Below are 15,846 nucleotides of genomic sequence, written 5' to 3'. Positions count from 1 at the left end.
TCTCGCAGCGCCGCGTCCTGCGGTGAGGAGATACCCATGAAGAAGATGATGCTGACGTGCGCGGCTGCTGCGCTGATCTCGACCGGCGCGCTGGCGCAGTCGACCGTTGTCACCACCACCGGCACCGGCCATGCCGCCGCCGTGCAGATCGAGCCGGAATACCGCACGAAGATCCGTACCTACGTGACCGAACACAAGGTGCGCCCGGTGCAGACCCGAGAGAAAATCGTGGTCGGCCAGCCGGTGCCGCGCGAGGTCGAGCTCGAGGCCGTGCCCGCCGATTGGGGCCCCTCGCTCACCAGGTATCGTTACGTCTACTCGGGCGAACGCGTGATGCTGGTCGATCCGTCGACGCGCACGGTCGTCCAAGAGATCGACTAAGTCCCGGGAGGCGGGTCGCTGAGCAGGCGGCCCGCCTCCCGCAACCACGGCCCCGCCCAATACCTTCCCCTTATTCTTGTTTGCGAGCGGCTGTCATGCCGATCATTCGATACTTCGTCTTCGTCGGCGGGGTCCTGCTGACCTTGCTGCTCGCTGCCGACCGGTATTTGCCGGCTCCGGGCGAGCCTGCAGCGACGGCAGATCATGACAGAACCATCATCCGGATCGCATCGGCAAGGATGCTACCGGAGAAGATCGTATTCGATACGCGGCCGCGCGCCGAGATGCTTGAGATCGCGCAGGCCGATCCGATTTCTGAAGAACCGCGGCAGCAAATCCGTGAAGCCATGGCCGCCATGCCTGCAGCACCCTCCGGCCAGATCAAGAAAGAACCGGCCCTCCGCGTCTCCGCACGTACGCATCCGAAGCGCTCGGCCAAATCATCGAAACGGACACCCGAGCGACGGCTTGCCTTCGAGCGGCACGACCCGTCTTCCGGCGGATGGTGGTGAGCGGAAAACTTCGCAAAGGAAAAGGCCGCGCCCGTTCGGAGCCCGGCCTTCTTTGCAGATGGGAAGAGCGCGAAAGCGATGCCGAAGAACTCGCCAGCTTCGGGATAGCCTACCTGCACCGGCTTCCCAAGGACGAATGTTGACGACATGAGGATGCTCGTTGCCCGCGTGGCCCGCGGAAGCACAAGGCCGAGTTGGACGCTGCTGGCGATTTCCTTTCTCGTCTCGGCGGTGATCGTGATCGCCTTGCGCATCATGTTCGGGAGCTAGATCGGATCGCCGGGCTTGCGGCTCCGCTCCCGGAGTACCCAACCGGGAACAAGTGGAATATCCAGGCGTTGGCGGCCATGCATCCATCTGGATGCTGACTCACTGGAGGAGACGATGATGAAAATTACTTTCGCCGCGGCTCTGATCAGCAGCGCTCTGATCGGCGGCGCTGCGTTCGCGCAATCCACGCCGCCGGCTGATCGAGCGGCTCCGGCTGCTACCGCACAGCCGGCCGATAAGATGATGCTCAAGGACAATTGGCGCGCCTCGAAGCTCATGGGTCTGAACGTCTATAACGAAGCCAACGAGAAGCTCGGCGACATCAACGAACTGCTCGTCGACAAGAGCGGCAAGATCAACGCAGTGGTGATCGGCATCGGCGGCTTCCTGGGAATGGGCGAGCACGATATCGCCGTTTCGATGGACAAACTGAAGTTCGTGGAAGAGCCGGTCCGGACCAGCTCGACCAGCACTTCGACCACCCCGCGCGAGACGACGACCGGCGCGGCTTCGACCAACGCCACGACCCGCAACACCAATGATTGGGTCCCCGATCACGCCGTCATGAGCGGAAACAAGGAGCAGCTGAAGGCACTCCCGCAGTTCAAATATTCGGACTACAACTGACAGGACGAAACGTTATCGAGATCGAGGGCCTCCATTTGGAGGCCCTTTTCATGCCGACCCACCATCGGGGCCGCCTGCTGCGGCGCTTCACACTCAGCCACGTGATATTATTCACTCGGTTCGGCAATGCGGTGCCGGGCCGGGTCGATTTCCCGACCGCAGGATCGTGGCCTCTGCAGGGTGGAACCGCCCGTCCCCAAGGGGGCGGGGGAACCGGGAGGGGCGCCATTGAATTAACCCTGCATGAGGACAACAGCGGATCTTTCGATGACAAACACTCGTTTCGCGAGCTCCATTTCTGCCGCCCTCCGCCATCCCGGTGTGATCGCGCTGATCGTGGCTGGCGTGACGATTGCGGCAATGCTGATTGTCGATCACGGCCCCTGGAGCCGCGCCAAGACCCAGCCGGCCCATATTGCGATGTATGCGACCACGGGAGAAGCGGCACGGGCGGCTGGTGCTGCGGTACTCCCGACCAAACCGAAATCGCCGATCGAGCCGTCGCGGCCGGGGCCCAAGACGTCGCCGACCGTCAACCCCGTGACGCCGTAACTTCGCTGCTCACGATGGAGCCGCCTCGCAGATCTCGGTGGCGTTGTCGCCGCTCTAGCCTCGACCGATCACCGACGAGCCGAGCAGAGCGAGCACGGCCAGCGCCATCAGCGCGGTGCCGAGCCAGCCCAGCGCGATCAGCCATGACCGGGCCCTGAAGCGGCCCATGATCGCGCGGCTCGACACGATCAGCATCATCATCGCCATGATGGGCACGGCGACGATGCCGTTGAGCACCGCGCTCCACACCAGCATGTGGATGGAGTCGATGCCGGTGAAGCCGAGGCCGAAGCCGATGAGCGTTGCCGCGGCGATGATGGTGTAGAAGCCGACCGCTTCATCGGGCTTGGCCTCCAGCGTGGCGCGCCAGCCGAAGATCTCTGCGACGCCATAAGCGGCCGAGCCCGCCAGCACGGGGATGGCGAGCAGGCCGGTGCCGATGATGCCGAGCGCGAACAGCGCGAAGGTGAAGTCGCCGGCGAGCGGCCGCAGCGCTTCGGCCGCCTCCGTCGCCGAACCGATGCTGGTAACGCCGTTGGCGTGCAGGACCGATGCGGTGGTGAGGATGATGAAGAAGGCGATGCCGTTGGACAGCAGCATGCCGGAGATGGTGTCGGCCCTGATGCGCGCGAGCTCCGGGCCGGCGCCGCGCTTGACGTCGCGAAGCGGCTTGTCGCGCTTGCCCTGGTTCATCTCCTCGACCTCCTGCGAGGCCTGCCAGAAGAACAGATAGGGGCTGATGGTGGTGCCGAGCACGGCGACGACCATCAGAAAATAGTCGGCGCTGACATTGGCCTTCGGCCACACCGCGGCGAGCAGCGCCGTGCTCCACGGGATCTCGACGGTGAAGGCGGTCGCGACATAGGCGAACAGCGCCAGGGTGAGGAATTTCAGCACCGGCGAATAGCGGCGATAGGGCAGGAAGACCTGGAGCAGGGTCGAGCCCGCCGCGAAGATCAGCGCGTGCTCGTGGTTGAGGCCGCCGATGACCAGCGAAAGCGCCTCGGCCATCGCGGCGATGTCGGCGGCGATGTTGAACGTGTTGGCGGCAACGAGCATGGCGACGAGCGCCAGCACCGCCCAGCGCGGCGCGATCTGCATGACGTTGGCGGCGAGCCCCTTGCCGGTGACGCGGCCGATCTGCGCGCTGACGAGCTGGATGGCGATCATGAACGGCGTGGTCAGAAACACCGTCCACAGCAGCCCGTAGCCGAATTGCGCGCCGGCTTGCGAATAAGTCGCGATGCCTGAAGGATCGTCGTCGGCAGCTCCGGTGATGAGGCCCGGCCCCAGCCTTTGCAGCAGCGTCGGCGCGGATTTCGTCGGCGTGAGAGCGCTGTCGCTACTCATGAAGGGGGACCTCGTCGGGGCGGGTGCTTTTATGCAAATGCTAATCGGGAAACGAAAGTTCCTCGCCGCGCGGGCGTCCTATCGATTTCTGATAATGCTAAGTCGACTTGACTGTCGGGCAAAACAGGTGTAGATTGCCATCATCGCAAAAATTCCCGCATCCCAGATTCTCGCAAGTTAGTCCGCGAGGCTGCTTGTGTCGGCGGCGGGACTTTGAACGTTGGGGATGAAGGACGTCGGCCGCGCTACTTGACGCTGACGAACATGCCCCATGCGGCGGCCAGCGCCGCTCCGGAAAAGACGATCAGCGGGTTATCGCAGAACGCGCCGCCATAGCTGCACATGGTGACGCCCAACGAGCCGATCTCATGATGGCTCGCGGAGTAGAACAGTCCCGACAGCACCAGCAATGCAGCGGCGACGTAGTACATGGCAATCTCTCCGACGCTTTCCCGATTGCATTCGCGCAAGCACATGTCCCAGCATGGCGCGAAGAGATTGCATCCTGCCGAATTCGGTAGGTTGCATTTGAGTCAAATGTCGGAAAACGGACGGATCGCCTTGTTCCGGAGCAGGAACAGGCATTCATTAGTGCGGTGCACCTTGCTGAATGTAAGTGCGCGCCCCCGCCGGAATTGCCAGAATTTCCCGCTGGTCCAGCGCTGGGCCAAATTATGAAATACCGAAAACGTGGAGGCTGACAATGCATCCGTTTGGCTGCGCACACGATGTCGCACTTCTTCATGAACGAGTTGAAGTGCTAGTTTTACAACTCGCCGCGCTGGAAGAATTGCGCATGCGCGTGCTTGTAGCCGAGCAGGTGATGAAGAGAACTGGAGCAGACCCACGCGGTGAAGCGCCTCAACAACCGCCAACCGAAGCGCGGTGGAGTGGCAGGAAACGTCTCGCGATTGCTACTGCCGAACCGATGCGTAGCCTCGTATGAAGATCGGCTCTCGGCAAGAAAAAGGCCCCGCATGGCGGGGCCTTTATCGTGTGTGTGGAGACCTATCGCCGCGTGCCCACGCCGTAGAGCTCGCGCTCGCGGCCGATGTCCTCGGGAGACAGGGGCGGGCTTGCGGCATCGAAGTCGGTCCAGCCGGCTTTCTGCCAGGCCGCGCTGCGATCCTGAAGGTTCACGGACTTATCGTGGAGAAGCGCATCGAGGCGTGAGCGGTCCTGGTCGGGCACCCTTGCGGACACCAGCGTGCCGCCGCGGCGAATGCCCTCGGCATAGCGCGAGGCATCTTCCCTGGAGACGCCGGCCTGCGTCAGGGCGCCGACGATGCCGCCCGTGGCCGCGCCGGCAGCCGCGCCGACAGCGGTCGAGGCGAGCCAGCCTGCCGCGACGACCGGCCCGAGGCCGGGGATTGCCAGCAGGCCGAGCCCGGCGAGCAGGCCGGCTGCGCCGCCGAGGCCGGCGCCGATGCCGGCTCCGGTCCCGGCGCCTTCAGCGCGATCGTCGACGCCGTCGCGATCGCGGTCGACCTTGCCGGACCGCGAACCGTACCAATTGTCCGAATTGTTGGCGACGATGCTGATATCGGAATGCGGCACGCCGGCGCCTTCGAGCCGGGTCACGGCACGTTCGGCATCGGAGTAATTGTCGTAAAGACGTGAGATGGTGACTGTCATTGTTCGGTCTCCTCGTGATTGCTTGTTACTTGGTGGGGTTCACGTTGCCCTGGAAGTCGACGCTGACGTCGCTCTTGCTGCCGGCCTTGTCGGCCTTGCCGCGCCAGACGCCTTCGTTGTCCTTGTGCAGGCCGGAGACGTTGGAATAACCGGCATCCTCGATCCGCGATTTGGCCTGCCCCTCGGTGAAGCTGTTGCGGCCGGCGACCGGCTTGTTCGAGTTGTTCTGGTCCGAGCTGTTGACGGCGTTGTTGCCCGGCCCACTCTGGGCAGGCTGCGATTGCGCGCTGGCGGGCACCGCTCCGAGCAGCAGCATGGTCGTGGCAAGTAGAGTAAGACGTCGCATTTTTTTGTCCTCCAGCAGGTGAAAGTGCCGGCGACAACAAGTGAGATTCGAATTGGTTGCTTCCGTTTGCAGATGCCGAGTGCCGCAGCCTGTCTCGCGCGAAATGTGCGTGTGCATCGAACCAGATTAGGAACGTCTGCCAGTTTGTCCCGTTTATGCGCGCCGTGCGGATGCCGTTGGCAGATTTATTTCAGCCGCCGCATCAACTGATACGGCACGAAGGCGTGAGGGGCGGATGATGGCCGGAGCGCGCGCGTTGAGTTGGCGCGCTGGCGGCCCCGGCATTTTCGCTCCCCGCGTCCAGCCCCGGAGGTGCCTGGGGTCGCTCCCATGCGGCTTAACTGGTTTTTCGCCTTCGGAACTTCAACTGCTCCGGCCCATTGTCGCCGGGAAATCGAGACGGCTCCCATCATGCAATCTGACTACCCGCTGCTGAAGAAATGGACGGCGCAAGACCACGAGCGATTGAAGGCATTGGCCGAAGCAGGCCGGCGGCCGGACGAGATTGCAAGCGAGCTCAATCGAAGCGAAGCGGCGGTGAGAGTGCGTGCCTGGCAGCACGGCATCGCCTTGCGGCTTGTCATTCAGAGGCGCAAGCCTGTGAAATCGGCTAGTTCGAAGGCCCGGATGTGATTGAACGGCGGCCACGTCACTTCGACGATTGTGCGTCGGCTTGCGTCCTGGCGGGCTCCCAAGGTGCGGGAAGGATGACGCGGATCGGACGAGCCTCAGCGGAGCCTTGACCAGCAGGCCGGGCTTGATCCCCGGCGGGTTCGGCCAGAGCCACGGACAAGAGTGCAATCAGCATCGCCAGCGAAGTCGTGACAAGTCTCATATCCAGCATCGACGCCTCCAGTTTTCGCACCAACGCTGGCGGCGGCTGTCGGTTCAGGCACGATCGGGAACAAGTGGTAATTTTGTATGTTTGAAGAAGACAGATCCGGATGACCGGACTGCTGGAGGAGGACACGATGAACATCAAGACCATCATTGCCGCTGCCGTGTTGACGTCATTTGCGGCTCCCGCATTCGCGCAGTCGTTCTACGTGGTGCAGGACGTCAAGACCAAGAAGTGCACGATCACGGAGGCGAAGCCGACGACCACGGAAACGACCGTCGTCAGCGGTGACACCGTGTACAAGACCAGGACTGAAGCCGAGGCCGGCATGAAGACCGTCAAGGTCTGCACGTCGAACTGAGAAGGACAGATGCCTGTACTTTTGCTTTGGCCGTCCCGGCCGTGATCGTGCTCGGTAGCGGCGTTTATCTGATTGGCCACATGCACTGAGAATGGATGCCGAGGGGGCCTGGCGCGTCCACGGCCCCCTTGCGAGTGAGGTTGCGAAAGCGTCAAGCAAAAGCCCGCGTGGAGCGATCCGCGCGGGCTTATTGTATGTGACGCCTCGTCCGCTTGCCGCGCAGACGACCTCGCGGTGACCATGTTCAATTCTGTACACAAGCAGGCGGCACCCCGAGCCCCCCGTCCGACGAAACACGGCTGAAACATTGCTGAAACCAGATCGTCCTGAACTCCGCGCCCGCTCGTCCCGACCAACGGAGCGAAGAGGAGAGACAGTCATGATCCAGATCGGTTCGAAGGAAGAAGTCGCGTTCCTGCTGGCGCTGTTCGGCACCCACACCCAGCCGGTGCAGCGGCCGAAGCCGAAATCGCAGCAAAGGTGAGAGGCTGAACCCATGCCAGGTTTGGCCGAATGCCAGAGCCTGCTCAGGCTCCTGATCGCCAGGGGCGATCCCAAGGCCATCCCGCTCGCCAAAGGTGCCATCGATCAGTATCTAAACACGGCGCCGCTCAGCGCCCGCGGGCGCGGCTTGCGCGTGCTCCAGCGCGACGCACTGGACCAGCACGATGTCGCGGTCGGCGTGCAGCGCTCGTTCGCCGAGACGGTGGATGCCTATATCGAGCACAAGCTTGCGGAGGAATAGGGGCTGCGCAGCCAGGCAAAGTCCCCGTCCTGCCGGATCGACCTCGGCGGCGTTCCCGGAACCCGTTGATCCCAAGCGAATTTTTCGTCGCATTTGGAAACCTTTGCCCGTCCCGGGCCTATTAGGGCAAAGGATGCAACGATGCCGCGTTATTACTTCGACCTTCGCGACCACCAGGGAATTGCGCTCGACGAGGAAGGGCTGGAATTGGCCAGCCCGCGCGCCGTTCGGGCCGAGGCCGCCAAGTCGCTTGCCGACATGGCGCGCGATGCCGTCATCTCCGCGCCGCCCACGGGCGGTAGGCAGACGATGGCGATCGACGTTCGCGACGCCAGCGGTCCCGTCATGCAGCTGACATTCTGGTTCGAGATCGAGACTCCGACCTCGCGATCGCCATCACGCGATCATTGACGCGTCAACGCGTCCGGCGGCGACGGCTCGGGATCCAGCACGGCGATCTTCCGGCCGAGCTGCCACACCTCGACCTTGCCGTGACGGGTGTACTGTCGTGCGAAGCTGAGAGCGGAGGAATCCGACGGAGCCTCGAACGCTTCGGCGGAGCGGAAGACCCCGTTCTCGCCGACGAGATAAGCGCGATATTGCTGCATCATGTCGGTGCCCTCAGGCCGGGGGAGCGCAGCCAGGCCTCGATCTGCATGGCCGTTTCGTCCTGCCGCGCCCGGCGCAGCAGCATCTCCCGGCGGCGCCCCGGCGCGAGCGCGCGCGCTTCCTCGCGACAGCGCGTGGCTTCGTCGGCGAGTCTTTCGCTGAGAGTCCTGGTCTGTTTGAAACGACGCCGCGTCAGCATGGCGCATCTCCCTGTTCGCGGAGGCGGGAGCGCAAACTGGCGTTCTCATCACCGATAAATGCCACGAGCCTTGCGGTGATGAATTAACGCTACGCCGCCGGCGGCGCCGAGTCTGTATCATTTGGTATGTCCGCAAATTAAATTTTCGGGTGCAAGTTCAGTCATTTGAGCCACTTACTCATCTTGAGTGCGACACGAGAGCTAAGTTCACTTTTGAACCAAAGCGACCTCTGGTCGTTTGCAAGACATCACCGGCCAAGGATTTGTCCGTAGGCGTCGGTGGCCGAGAGACCCAGCGTGCTCCCGCCTGCAAAGCGAAGGAGCATACCGATGCGGGTTTATCGGCCGTTGCCTGCCGATCATGAGCAGGCAGAATACATGCGACAGCTTTTGCGCGAGGCCCGCGAGCTGCTGAACCAGTCGCCGCCCGATACGTTTCTGGGACGCAAGACAACAAAGGCGCCTCCGAAAAAGCAGGAGCCGGACGCGGATACCGGCTGACGCGTGGGTGCTTGTCGAATCCGGCCACTGATGCCCGCTCTGAATTTACTTCCGCTTCCGGCGGCACAATGGACATCGCTGGACTTGCTGTCGGTCTGGTCCCGTCGCGAATGACCCAACTGAGACATTGGCGCTGAGCTTCTGTCCCGCGTTTTGCGTTCAGGACCACGGCGGCTCTTCGCTCGCCCCGGCTGCCTCGTGGCGGATCGTGACATCCGCCGAACGCAACCCGGTCAGCAATACAGTTCTGACAGAGGCAGCATCAAATCCAATATCCTTGGCATTTGGCGGATGTGCCTCGCTGTTCTTCAATCGGAGTGCAAGGTGCAATTGCTCGCAAAGGTGCTGAACGACGAGATTGACCTGATCGTCAGTCATGATCGGCTTCTCCTGCGGCCATTCTGCTACAAAACCAGGTAGCGCACTTGATCGGACGGTATGCGGTTGGACCGCCCATGGGATCACCCTGGGCGATGACCATGTGCGGATGAATGAGACGCATTCCGTTCGCTACAACGCGAAGGGTTCGAAATTCGACGACATCAGCAAGAGGGCGGCGCTCCCACGCAACTGGCGGCGCTTGCGGCTACTTTATGCCCGAGGGCCCATTGGGCTCCATGTGGACCAAAACCTCGCCGGTCGTGATTTCGGGAACTCCAAGATCGAGGTCTGGCAGACTTGCCTGAACAAACGCGAGTATCTTGGCATTCGCTGCATTGGCGCTTTCGCAGTCGTCAAATATCATCACAGCGATACCAACACCGTCGCCCGCATCCAGCACATAGTAAGATTTGAATCCGTGCGATTGCCTCAGGATCTCGCCGACGCCGCTCCTGGCGCGGCGAGCAGCGTCCGCGACCGAACGAACCTTGGCGTACTTGCGAATGACCATGTACATGGCGCCACCACGCGCTACACGCCCCCACGCATCAAAGCACATCGGCCCTGGTTGGACTAGGGCCTCCTCCGGATGGGTCACACCGACCGTTGGGCCCGCGCAACGCGCCTTTCCAATCAGCCATCCTCGCCCCGCAAGTGGGGGCCGAGGTGCCGAGGCTCAGGAGCCCTCGAACTTGAACGACACGTTGAGCTTGGCGCGATAGGCCTCAACTTTTCCGTTCTCATCCAGTTGCATGTCGAGCTTGATGACCTCTGCAACGCGAAGATCCCGGAGAGATTTCGCTGCTTGCTCGACCGCATTGGCGGCCGCCTTCTCCCACGAGTCGCTGCTGGTACCGACCAGTTCTATGACCTTGTAGACGCTATCAGCCATGTCGTCCTCCTGTTCGGTATGACCCAGGAAATCTAGCATCAGGATCTCGACGCTGATACCGTTTCGGGCGGAGCCGAGAAGGGACAAACTGCTGGCGGAGGGGCGGCTCTTGGCTCCGAATGAACTGCCGGACCGACGCCGTCGTGTGTCCGCTCATGGCGGATCGACGGAAATGCGTCCGATTGGCTGTCTCTTTTCAGTCTGCCCCGGACCGGAAGGCAGCACGATCCGAGCGCGAAAGATGGCCCCAAGGACGCTCTGGCTCGCACGCGAACCATCTCGGTCACCTGCCTCGCCGAAAAAGGGGTAAAGTGCCCCAGGGCTCACATCCGAGGAGCAACAACATGACCCTACTCCCCGAGCTCGTTCCCGCCAGGATCGACTGGCATGTCTTCGCGGTGATGGGCAACGCGATGCCGCCTCGAGATCCTGATGACGACGGAGAAGATGACGACGAAGAGGATGAGGACGAAGAGCAAGACGAGGAGGAGAACCAAACCGACGAATCGCCGGTCGTGCGCGAGCCGGACGAAGACTAAGCGGGATGCTTGGAGATAGCTTGAGCTTCGGTGAGTGGGAGCCCTGCCTGCGTGCGGCGCGCTGGTGCGTCCGGCGGCTTTCAAGGTCGGTCTAATTCCGAGAGCCGCGGATAGACGCTGAATGGACCGAGTTTCCGGCGCAGCACTATCGGCCTTCACGGGTAGAGGAGGTGAGCATGACCCTCATATGGCTTGGTGTGCTGCTTGTTTTCGGCGGCATACTCCAGATGGCGTTTCAGCCCATCTGGCGAGGCCGATTCAGCGGTGGAAGGTGGCTTCGCTCCGGGCGTGACACGCTGGAGCCTGAAAGGCCGGGTGGCGGCTTCGGCATCAAATCGAACTGGCCTGGACTTGTGATGGTCGCACTTGGCGGCACTTTCTTGCTGGCCGGAGCTGCCATCTGAGTTGAATGTCTCGCGAGCGTCGTCCGTTATCTGGCCGCGCCAATGTGCTGGAGCCGTGTCTCGTCCTCAACCCCATCGCGTCATTTTCGCTGCGATGAGATATTTGATCGCGACCAGAGCACAGCGGACTCTCGCGGGCCATTGACTGGGCCGCTTTATAGGGTTCGGCCCAAGCCACGACCCTCGGAAACAGGCCAACGCCTCGCGTTGCAGCGCGGCGTCCGCGCGCCGGCTCAGGCGTGAAGCGCAAGGTGGAGGAATTGGTTGAAGGCGCTCGCCTGGTAACCGGCGAACGCCTCGCCATTGACGAAGCCGCGCTTGCGGTACAGCGCCAGCGCCGGCTCGAACGCCGGGCCGCTTCCGGTCTCCAGGCTCAGCCGGGTCAACCCGCGCGCCTTGGCCTCGCGCACGATGTGGTCCAGCAGCAGCGCCGCGACGCCGCGGCGCAGATGATCGGGGTGGGTCCGCATCGACTTCACCTCGGCGCCACCATTGCCCAGCTCCTTCAGCGCGCCGATGCCGACGACGTCGTCGCCCTCGCGCACCGACCACACGGTGACCCCGGGCACCTGCAGCCCCGACAGGTCGAGCGCGAACACGTGGCCCGGCGGCGAGCTCGCATGCATGCCGGCGAGATGAAGCGCGAGCAAGCGGCGGGTCGGTTCAGAGGTGAGATCGTCGGGGTGGATTGAGAACATGGGGACCGTTTGGGAGCTGTGCCGCCACTCGGATTGCGCCCGCACAATATGAAACACAGACGCGCTGGTCGACAATGTTCCCGTTGTTCTAGACGCTTCGGAGGATCCGCCAAAGCGCCGACACAAATTTCAAGAGTGGCCGGGATGACGCATCGTCCTGTCGATCCGGCGCGGCCGATGGTGCGGCGCTGTCCAATTCGGTCAGCCGCTCCACCATGCCTTCCAGTCGCAACGGTAGCGGGGCGAGATCGTCCGTGAGGGTGCCGCGAAGTCGCTCACCAATTTCGTTGCAGATCGCCCGGCGATGCTCCACGGGCGCGGTCGAAGGGGTATCTGCCATGGCTGCCACCGTTGGCCTTGACGTGCACCGCCTCCTTGCCGTGCACGGATATCCTGCCGCCACCGTAGTAACGAGCGACACGCCACCTTGATCCCGGCTTCGCACAAATACCGCTGCTCCGAACGTCCAAAGTTCTCAGGTCGCCAACCGGGTTCCCATGCTATCATGTTCGCCCGCGTGGGCTTAGGAGGCAAGAAATGTCTACCTACCTGCGATTACAAACCGTCGATTTAAAGCCGGAAATGGTCAGCCGCATCACCGCAGCTTACGAGCAGGCGCTCCATACGCTTTGTGTCCAGGATCGCGACGACCCGCTCACGGAAATGGTCGCAAGCAAGATCATCAAGATCGCGCAAACGGAGGTCCTTGCCCCGGCACAAATTGCGGCTTTGGCGATCAAGGAACTCGAAATGCGTTAGGCATCTTTGCTTAACGCGCTTGGAACTGAAACATTCCCGACTTCGGCAGGTTAGCTATTAGGCTTCGGGGCTTCGCAATATGCGAGGCACGCTATGACGCCTCTACCACCGGGCGAAGCAATTCTCACTGTCGGCATCATGAGCCTCACTGTCCTAATCGAGGTTGCGCTTTTCGCCTCGATCGGGATGTTCTGATAGACGCGCGCGGCGGGTTGGCCGGGAGGACAACTCAATCCCGGCCAAAATTTAATCCCGGCCAAAATTTTTGCATCGTTCCCGCAACCACGGACCTACCCGCAACGGAACCAATTTTCATCGAACACAATTGTCTTGTCGTCCGCGATGGGAGGATCATCGCCATGAGGATCAAATATCTCTCCGCGATTGTAATAGCTGTTCTTGCCGCTGGTACCGGGATGGCCGTCAATTCTCTCGGTTCGCTGCCTACCGAAACGCAGTCCACGCCGAACATGCAAGTGGCAGACCGACTAGCTGCCTCGGTTGATCCATTCTTGCTTCGGTACGGTGGCTAATAGGCGGCGTTGCAGCCAACGGTGCTTGCATCCATTGGTAATTCATTTCGCGCTGTGGTTGGATTTTTATTCGCGCAGCAGCGATCTTGAGTTGTTTGACGAAGTTTTCGATCTTTACCTGATCCATCAGCAGGGCTGGGAAGGCGCCGCTGAGCACATCAGCCAGCCCGCTCGCATCGCTTGGAAATCCATGTGCGCCACCAGCGAAGGCAAGGAGAAGGGCGGAAGGTGGTGCAAACGCGCTATTTGGGGCAATGCACTTCCAGCGTTCAAGCGTACTTGGAAATCGGTGGACAACGTGACTTCAGAGGCGTTCGTCGGTATGTAGCGCGGCCGGGTCGCCGAATTTTACACGAAACATGTGGCGACTGCCGCTGCGGCGGCAAGCCAATAAATTCGATTTCGGCAGGCCCTGCCAACGCTTGCGGGCTAGACCAAGTCCGCTCATGGCCCTGAGCCGAACAACGAACGCGCCGTCGCCACGTCTCCGCTGTTTGAGGGAGATCTGACCTTGCGCGATGAGACGTGGTGAGCAGCTTTTGACCCGAGCCGACGTTTGGCAATCCGCGTGCGGGAACGTCGAACAGCTCGCTGCAAACAGACGGGATGGCCCGCAGTTCAATGCAGCCTCACCCCTTCCATCCGGCCTTACCCAGACCGTCGACGAGATGCGCGTGGTCTTCTGGACGAAACCACGGAGCTCTGTTGCGGACATACATATCTAATGCCCCCGGTGCGCGCGAGACGGCCTTTTCCAGTTCTTCCTTCGCTTCCGCTATGCGCCCAAGCTGGCCCAGCGCCGCCGCGGACCAACGGTAGATCATCGGAAAATTCGGATACGACCGGATCAGGCGTTTTGCGGCCTCGATCGAAGCTTCGTATTCGCCGCAGAAATATAAACCGCACGCAATGTGCAACAAGCGGACTGCCAGATAGGGATCGCGGGGATCGAGCCTGATACACACGTTGAGAGACGTGACCCCCTCCTTGTGCCGTCCGGCAAAGATCAGCGTCGCGCCTCGATGGCCGTGCGCGATCGCCAGATTTGGACTCATAGAGAGAGCTCGCTCGATCTCCGCCAACGCATCGTCAGCCTCGCCGCGTGCTTGCAAGGCCCAGCCAAGGCACGAACGGGCTTCGGCATCGGCACCATCGAGCGCGACCGCCCGGCGGGCCAGGGCCTCCGCCGAATGTTGCGCGTCTCGCAGGCCTATCTTCTGGTAGAGCGCGGCCGCTTGCAGCTGGTACAGAGCGAGCGCGCTGTAGCTGCCGCTGAAGGTCGGGTCGAGATCGATCGCCTGTCTGAAGAATTTCTCGGCGCTCTCATCGTCCTCTGCGGTCGCTTTGCTCAGATCCCACAGGCCGCGCTGATAGGCGGCCCAGGCATCAAGGCTGCCCGGCGGCCTGCGCATGGCGCGTCGGAGCTCGGCGTCTGCAATGGCGGGGGCGAGCGCAGTCGTCAACGCCTCGGTGAGCTCATCCTGCACGGCGAAAATATCTGCGAGATCGCGGTCGTAGCGCTCGGCCCATACATGATTGCTGGTCGCCGCCTCTATGAGCTGCGCGGTCACGCGGATCCGGCTGCCGGCCTTGCGCACGCTACCTTCAAGCACGTAGCCGACGCCGAGCTCGCGCCCGACCTGTCTCACATCAACCGCTCGCCCTTTGTAAGTGAACGACGAGTTCCGTGCGATGACGAACAATGAGGGATAACGCGATAACGCCGTGATCACATCTTCGGCGATACCGTCGGAGACGAATTCCTGCTCGGGGTCGCCACTCATATTGGTCAGCGGCAGCACGGCGACAGATGGCTTGTCAGGCAACGCGAGCGCCGGAATCTCGCGTTTGGGCGTCGCAGTCCGCAGGACCGGGTCGATGATGATGCGGTAAACGTGGACGGGCCGGGCGATGTTCTTCAGAGTTTGCTCACCCGCTTCCTCAACGTCGAACGGCACCTTGTCGCGCGCGTGATTGAAGACAGTCTGAGAGATACAGATGCCGCCGGGTTCGGCGATGCTCTCGAGCCGGGCCGCAATGTTGACGCCGTCTCCAAAGATGTCATGGGCTTCGACGATGATATCACCGATATTGAGCCCCACACGGAAGAGAATGCGCCTGTCTTCCGCGTCGTCGCAGGTAAGGTCGTTGATGCGGGACTGAAACTGCATGGCAGCCCGCACCGCTTCGACCGCACTTGGAAACTCAGCCAAAACCCGTCGCCGGTGTTCTTCACGATGCGGCCGCCGTGCTGCGCAATTGCGGGCTCGACACCTCCGGCGAGAAGGGCCGTCAGCTTGGCGTGTGTCGCCTCTTCGTCATTGTGCATGAGCCGAGAATAGCCGGCCACGTCGGCGGCCAAGATCGCTGATAATCTTCGCTCGACCCGGACCCGCTCTTGCACCATGGCCGCACCAGGCCCCACCCAACCCACTATACTCTAAACGGATCAGAGCGCAGCGCCAAACGCGCTTCGACTTTTGAGGTATGCGCTAAGTTGAAACGTCAACTGTGCTGACCGGGGTGCGTCTGAGCTGACCTGCGGTGCGCACCAAATAGAGATCGAGTCCGGACCGCCAATGTCGCCTTCTGGCCCGTAGCGGACGTTCACGGTGACGCCGCCTGAGGGCCGCTTTTGACCGAAGCGGACGTCGCGGCCTTACGTGGCGTGTCATCATCGATTCCCTCAATCGCCGCGGGTCCTACCGGCGTTG

Annotated in this window: 26 protein-coding genes; 14 read left to right on the top strand and 12 right to left on the bottom strand. The window is 62.1% G+C overall.

All coding sequences use genetic code 11. The annotated features are described in order from the left end of the window. Positions 1-36 precede the first annotated feature (36 nt). The 5 genes from GGD61_RS04550 to GGD61_RS04535 all read left to right on the top strand — a co-directional run bounded on the left by GGD61_RS04550 (position 37) and on the right by GGD61_RS04535 (position 2,342). Positions 37-381 (top strand): DUF1236 domain-containing protein, encoded by a 345-nt coding sequence (locus tag GGD61_RS04550; RefSeq protein WP_183230308.1) that lies wholly within the window; start codon positions 37-39, stop codon positions 379-381. 95 nt (positions 382-476) lie between these two features. Further along, positions 477-893 (top strand): hypothetical protein, encoded by a 417-nt coding sequence (locus GGD61_RS04545; protein ID WP_183230307.1) that lies wholly within the window; start codon positions 477-479, stop codon positions 891-893. A gap of 147 nt (positions 894-1,040) precedes the next feature. Then, positions 1,041-1,163, top strand: a complete 123-nt coding sequence (locus GGD61_RS41200) for a hypothetical protein (RefSeq protein ID WP_283814461.1) — start codon at positions 1,041-1,043, stop codon at positions 1,161-1,163. A gap of 114 nt (positions 1,164-1,277) precedes the next feature. Beyond that, positions 1,278-1,790: a PRC-barrel domain-containing protein gene (locus GGD61_RS04540; protein ID WP_183230306.1), complete on the top strand. Its 513-nt coding sequence runs from the start codon at positions 1,278-1,280 to the stop codon at positions 1,788-1,790. Between the two features lie 267 nt (positions 1,791-2,057). Continuing rightward, positions 2,058-2,342 carry a hypothetical protein gene (locus GGD61_RS04535; RefSeq protein WP_018319184.1) on the top strand — a complete coding sequence of 95 codons (285 nt, stop codon included), beginning with the start codon at positions 2,058-2,060 and terminating at the stop codon, positions 2,340-2,342. 54 nt (positions 2,343-2,396) lie between these two features. On the opposite strand, the gene GGD61_RS04530 is transcribed toward GGD61_RS04535, so the two are convergent. The 4 genes from GGD61_RS04530 to GGD61_RS04515 form a co-directional block, all read right to left on the bottom strand. Continuing rightward, positions 2,397-3,692 carry an NRAMP family divalent metal transporter gene (locus GGD61_RS04530; protein WP_183230305.1) on the bottom strand — a complete coding sequence of 432 codons (1,296 nt, stop codon included), beginning with the start codon at positions 3,690-3,692 and terminating at the stop codon, positions 2,397-2,399. Positions 3,693-3,937: 245 nt separating this feature from the next. After that, entirely contained in the window at positions 3,938-4,123 is a 186-nt protein-coding gene (locus tag GGD61_RS04525; protein ID WP_183230304.1) for a hypothetical protein, read from the bottom strand. A gap of 577 nt (positions 4,124-4,700) precedes the next feature. Next, the gene (locus GGD61_RS04520; protein ID WP_018319187.1) at positions 4,701-5,327 is read right to left on the bottom strand and encodes a hypothetical protein; all 627 of its coding nucleotides are present in this window, start codon (positions 5,325-5,327) and stop codon (positions 4,701-4,703) included. 25 nt (positions 5,328-5,352) lie between these two features. Continuing rightward, the gene (locus tag GGD61_RS04515; RefSeq protein ID WP_018319188.1) at positions 5,353-5,673 is read right to left on the bottom strand and encodes a hypothetical protein; all 321 of its coding nucleotides are present in this window, start codon (positions 5,671-5,673) and stop codon (positions 5,353-5,355) included. 330 nt (positions 5,674-6,003) lie between these two features. Between GGD61_RS04515 and GGD61_RS04510 the strand changes: the two genes are divergently transcribed. The 4 genes from GGD61_RS04510 (at position 6,004) to GGD61_RS04495 (ending at position 8,028) form a co-directional block, all read left to right on the top strand. Then, entirely contained in the window at positions 6,004-6,306 is a 303-nt protein-coding gene (locus GGD61_RS04510) for a hypothetical protein (RefSeq protein WP_246785859.1), read from the top strand. A gap of 338 nt (positions 6,307-6,644) precedes the next feature. Continuing rightward, positions 6,645-6,872, top strand: coding sequence for a hypothetical protein (locus GGD61_RS04505; RefSeq protein ID WP_091965624.1), 228 nt, complete (start codon positions 6,645-6,647; stop codon positions 6,870-6,872). 496 nt (positions 6,873-7,368) lie between these two features. Further along, positions 7,369-7,617 carry a hypothetical protein gene (locus GGD61_RS04500; RefSeq protein WP_018319193.1) on the top strand — a complete coding sequence of 83 codons (249 nt, stop codon included), beginning with the start codon at positions 7,369-7,371 and terminating at the stop codon, positions 7,615-7,617. A 141-nt stretch (positions 7,618-7,758) separates the two neighbouring features. Beyond that, entirely contained in the window at positions 7,759-8,028 is a 270-nt protein-coding gene (locus tag GGD61_RS04495) for a DUF6894 family protein (protein ID WP_092261767.1), read from the top strand. Here the strand turns inward: GGD61_RS04495 and GGD61_RS04490 are convergent. Then, the gene (locus tag GGD61_RS04490) at positions 8,022-8,228 is read right to left on the bottom strand and encodes a hypothetical protein (RefSeq protein ID WP_018319195.1); all 207 of its coding nucleotides are present in this window, start codon (positions 8,226-8,228) and stop codon (positions 8,022-8,024) included. The genes GGD61_RS04495 and GGD61_RS04490 overlap by 7 nt on opposite strands. Next, positions 8,225-8,425 carry a hypothetical protein gene (locus GGD61_RS04485; RefSeq protein ID WP_018319196.1) on the bottom strand — a complete coding sequence of 67 codons (201 nt, stop codon included), beginning with the start codon at positions 8,423-8,425 and terminating at the stop codon, positions 8,225-8,227. The genes GGD61_RS04490 and GGD61_RS04485 overlap by 4 nt, the downstream gene beginning before the upstream one ends. A gap of 330 nt (positions 8,426-8,755) precedes the next feature. Here GGD61_RS04485 and GGD61_RS04480 point away from each other — a divergent pair, with 330 nt between their 5' ends. Further along, entirely contained in the window at positions 8,756-8,926 is a 171-nt protein-coding gene (locus GGD61_RS04480) for a hypothetical protein (protein WP_183230303.1), read from the top strand. A 159-nt stretch (positions 8,927-9,085) separates the two neighbouring features. Here GGD61_RS04480 and GGD61_RS04475 read toward each other — a convergent pair whose 3' ends face one another. The 3 genes from GGD61_RS04475 to GGD61_RS04465 form a co-directional block, all read right to left on the bottom strand. Further along, on the bottom strand, positions 9,086-9,304 hold the full coding sequence (locus GGD61_RS04475; RefSeq protein WP_143109132.1) for a hypothetical protein: 219 nt from the start codon (positions 9,302-9,304) through the stop codon (positions 9,086-9,088). Between the two features lie 208 nt (positions 9,305-9,512). Then, a complete protein-coding gene (locus GGD61_RS04470) occupies positions 9,513-9,824 on the bottom strand; it encodes a hypothetical protein (RefSeq protein WP_183230301.1) in 312 nt (103 codons plus the stop codon). 159 nt (positions 9,825-9,983) lie between these two features. Further along, positions 9,984-10,199 carry a dodecin family protein gene (locus tag GGD61_RS04465; protein WP_026202140.1) on the bottom strand — a complete coding sequence of 72 codons (216 nt, stop codon included), beginning with the start codon at positions 10,197-10,199 and terminating at the stop codon, positions 9,984-9,986. 344 nt (positions 10,200-10,543) lie between these two features. Here GGD61_RS04465 and GGD61_RS04460 point away from each other — a divergent pair, with 344 nt between their 5' ends. Continuing rightward, on the top strand, positions 10,544-10,738 hold the full coding sequence (locus tag GGD61_RS04460; RefSeq protein ID WP_092261765.1) for a hypothetical protein: 195 nt from the start codon (positions 10,544-10,546) through the stop codon (positions 10,736-10,738). Between the two features lie 176 nt (positions 10,739-10,914). After that, positions 10,915-11,142 (top strand): hypothetical protein, encoded by a 228-nt coding sequence (locus GGD61_RS04455; RefSeq protein WP_026202141.1) that lies wholly within the window; start codon positions 10,915-10,917, stop codon positions 11,140-11,142. Positions 11,143-11,375: 233 nt separating this feature from the next. Here GGD61_RS04455 and GGD61_RS04450 read toward each other — a convergent pair whose 3' ends face one another. Together GGD61_RS04450 and GGD61_RS04445 are read right to left on the bottom strand one after the other, a co-directional pair. Next, the gene (locus GGD61_RS04450; RefSeq protein ID WP_183230299.1) at positions 11,376-11,840 is read right to left on the bottom strand and encodes a GNAT family N-acetyltransferase; all 465 of its coding nucleotides are present in this window, start codon (positions 11,838-11,840) and stop codon (positions 11,376-11,378) included. Between the two features lie 88 nt (positions 11,841-11,928). Further along, positions 11,929-12,180, bottom strand: a complete 252-nt coding sequence (locus GGD61_RS04445; RefSeq protein ID WP_143109131.1) for a hypothetical protein — start codon at positions 12,178-12,180, stop codon at positions 11,929-11,931. 197 nt (positions 12,181-12,377) lie between these two features. Between GGD61_RS04445 and GGD61_RS04440 the strand changes: the two genes are divergently transcribed. Together GGD61_RS04440 and GGD61_RS04435 are read left to right on the top strand one after the other, a co-directional pair. Continuing rightward, a complete protein-coding gene (locus tag GGD61_RS04440; RefSeq protein ID WP_026201980.1) occupies positions 12,378-12,599 on the top strand; it encodes a hypothetical protein in 222 nt (73 codons plus the stop codon). 558 nt (positions 12,600-13,157) lie between these two features. Next, positions 13,158-13,460 (top strand): hypothetical protein, encoded by a 303-nt coding sequence (locus GGD61_RS04435; protein ID WP_246785858.1) that lies wholly within the window; start codon positions 13,158-13,160, stop codon positions 13,458-13,460. Between the two features lie 301 nt (positions 13,461-13,761). Here the strand turns inward: GGD61_RS04435 and GGD61_RS04430 are convergent, their stop codons facing one another. Next, a complete protein-coding gene (locus tag GGD61_RS04430; protein WP_210310936.1) occupies positions 13,762-15,303 on the bottom strand; it encodes an adenylate/guanylate cyclase domain-containing protein in 1,542 nt (513 codons plus the stop codon). Between the last annotated feature and the right edge of the window lie 543 nt (positions 15,304-15,846).

Origin of the sequence: Bradyrhizobium sp. SBR1B, from assembly GCF_014198205.1 — a bacterium.
GTDB lineage: Bacteria > Pseudomonadota > Alphaproteobacteria > Rhizobiales > Xanthobacteraceae > Bradyrhizobium.
The sequence above is the reverse complement of the archived record's forward strand: the minus strand, read 5'-3'. Positions and strand labels throughout refer to the sequence as shown.

Coding starts and splice junctions, on each gene's coding strand:
- GGD61_RS04475 (WP_143109132.1), bottom strand. CDS start 9,304: ATGACTGACGATCAGGTCAATCTCGTCGTTCAGCACCTTTGCGAGCAA.
- GGD61_RS04485 (WP_018319196.1), bottom strand. CDS start 8,425: ATGCTGACGCGGCGTCGTTTCAAACAGACCAGGACTCTCAGCGAAAGA.
- GGD61_RS04480 (WP_183230303.1), top strand. CDS start 8,756: ATGCGGGTTTATCGGCCGTTGCCTGCCGATCATGAGCAGGCAGAATAC.
- GGD61_RS04550 (WP_183230308.1), top strand. CDS start 37: ATGAAGAAGATGATGCTGACGTGCGCGGCTGCTGCGCTGATCTCGACC.
- GGD61_RS04535 (WP_018319184.1), top strand. CDS start 2,058: ATGACAAACACTCGTTTCGCGAGCTCCATTTCTGCCGCCCTCCGCCAT.
- GGD61_RS04450 (WP_183230299.1), bottom strand. CDS start 11,840: ATGTTCTCAATCCACCCCGACGATCTCACCTCTGAACCGACCCGCCGC.
- GGD61_RS04525 (WP_183230304.1), bottom strand. CDS start 4,123: ATGTACTACGTCGCCGCTGCATTGCTGGTGCTGTCGGGACTGTTCTAC.
- GGD61_RS04460 (WP_092261765.1), top strand. CDS start 10,544: ATGACCCTACTCCCCGAGCTCGTTCCCGCCAGGATCGACTGGCATGTC.
- GGD61_RS04430 (WP_210310936.1), bottom strand. CDS start 15,303: ATGCAGTTTCAGTCCCGCATCAACGACCTTACCTGCGACGACGCGGAA.
- GGD61_RS04490 (WP_018319195.1), bottom strand. CDS start 8,228: ATGATGCAGCAATATCGCGCTTATCTCGTCGGCGAGAACGGGGTCTTC.
- GGD61_RS04520 (WP_018319187.1), bottom strand. CDS start 5,327: ATGACAGTCACCATCTCACGTCTTTACGACAATTACTCCGATGCCGAA.
- GGD61_RS04540 (WP_183230306.1), top strand. CDS start 1,278: ATGATGAAAATTACTTTCGCCGCGGCTCTGATCAGCAGCGCTCTGATC.
- GGD61_RS04500 (WP_018319193.1), top strand. CDS start 7,369: ATGCCAGGTTTGGCCGAATGCCAGAGCCTGCTCAGGCTCCTGATCGCC.
- GGD61_RS04510 (WP_246785859.1), top strand. CDS start 6,004: ATGCGGCTTAACTGGTTTTTCGCCTTCGGAACTTCAACTGCTCCGGCC.
- GGD61_RS04445 (WP_143109131.1), bottom strand. CDS start 12,180: ATGGCAGATACCCCTTCGACCGCGCCCGTGGAGCATCGCCGGGCGATC.
- GGD61_RS04470 (WP_183230301.1), bottom strand. CDS start 9,824: ATGTACATGGTCATTCGCAAGTACGCCAAGGTTCGTTCGGTCGCGGAC.
- GGD61_RS04530 (WP_183230305.1), bottom strand. CDS start 3,692: ATGAGTAGCGACAGCGCTCTCACGCCGACGAAATCCGCGCCGACGCTG.
- GGD61_RS04465 (WP_026202140.1), bottom strand. CDS start 10,199: ATGGCTGATAGCGTCTACAAGGTCATAGAACTGGTCGGTACCAGCAGC.
- GGD61_RS04455 (WP_026202141.1), top strand. CDS start 10,915: ATGACCCTCATATGGCTTGGTGTGCTGCTTGTTTTCGGCGGCATACTC.
- GGD61_RS04440 (WP_026201980.1), top strand. CDS start 12,378: ATGTCTACCTACCTGCGATTACAAACCGTCGATTTAAAGCCGGAAATG.
- GGD61_RS04495 (WP_092261767.1), top strand. CDS start 7,759: ATGCCGCGTTATTACTTCGACCTTCGCGACCACCAGGGAATTGCGCTC.
- GGD61_RS04515 (WP_018319188.1), bottom strand. CDS start 5,673: ATGCGACGTCTTACTCTACTTGCCACGACCATGCTGCTGCTCGGAGCG.
- GGD61_RS41200 (WP_283814461.1), top strand. CDS start 1,041: ATGAGGATGCTCGTTGCCCGCGTGGCCCGCGGAAGCACAAGGCCGAGT.
- GGD61_RS04505 (WP_091965624.1), top strand. CDS start 6,645: ATGAACATCAAGACCATCATTGCCGCTGCCGTGTTGACGTCATTTGCG.
- GGD61_RS04545 (WP_183230307.1), top strand. CDS start 477: ATGCCGATCATTCGATACTTCGTCTTCGTCGGCGGGGTCCTGCTGACC.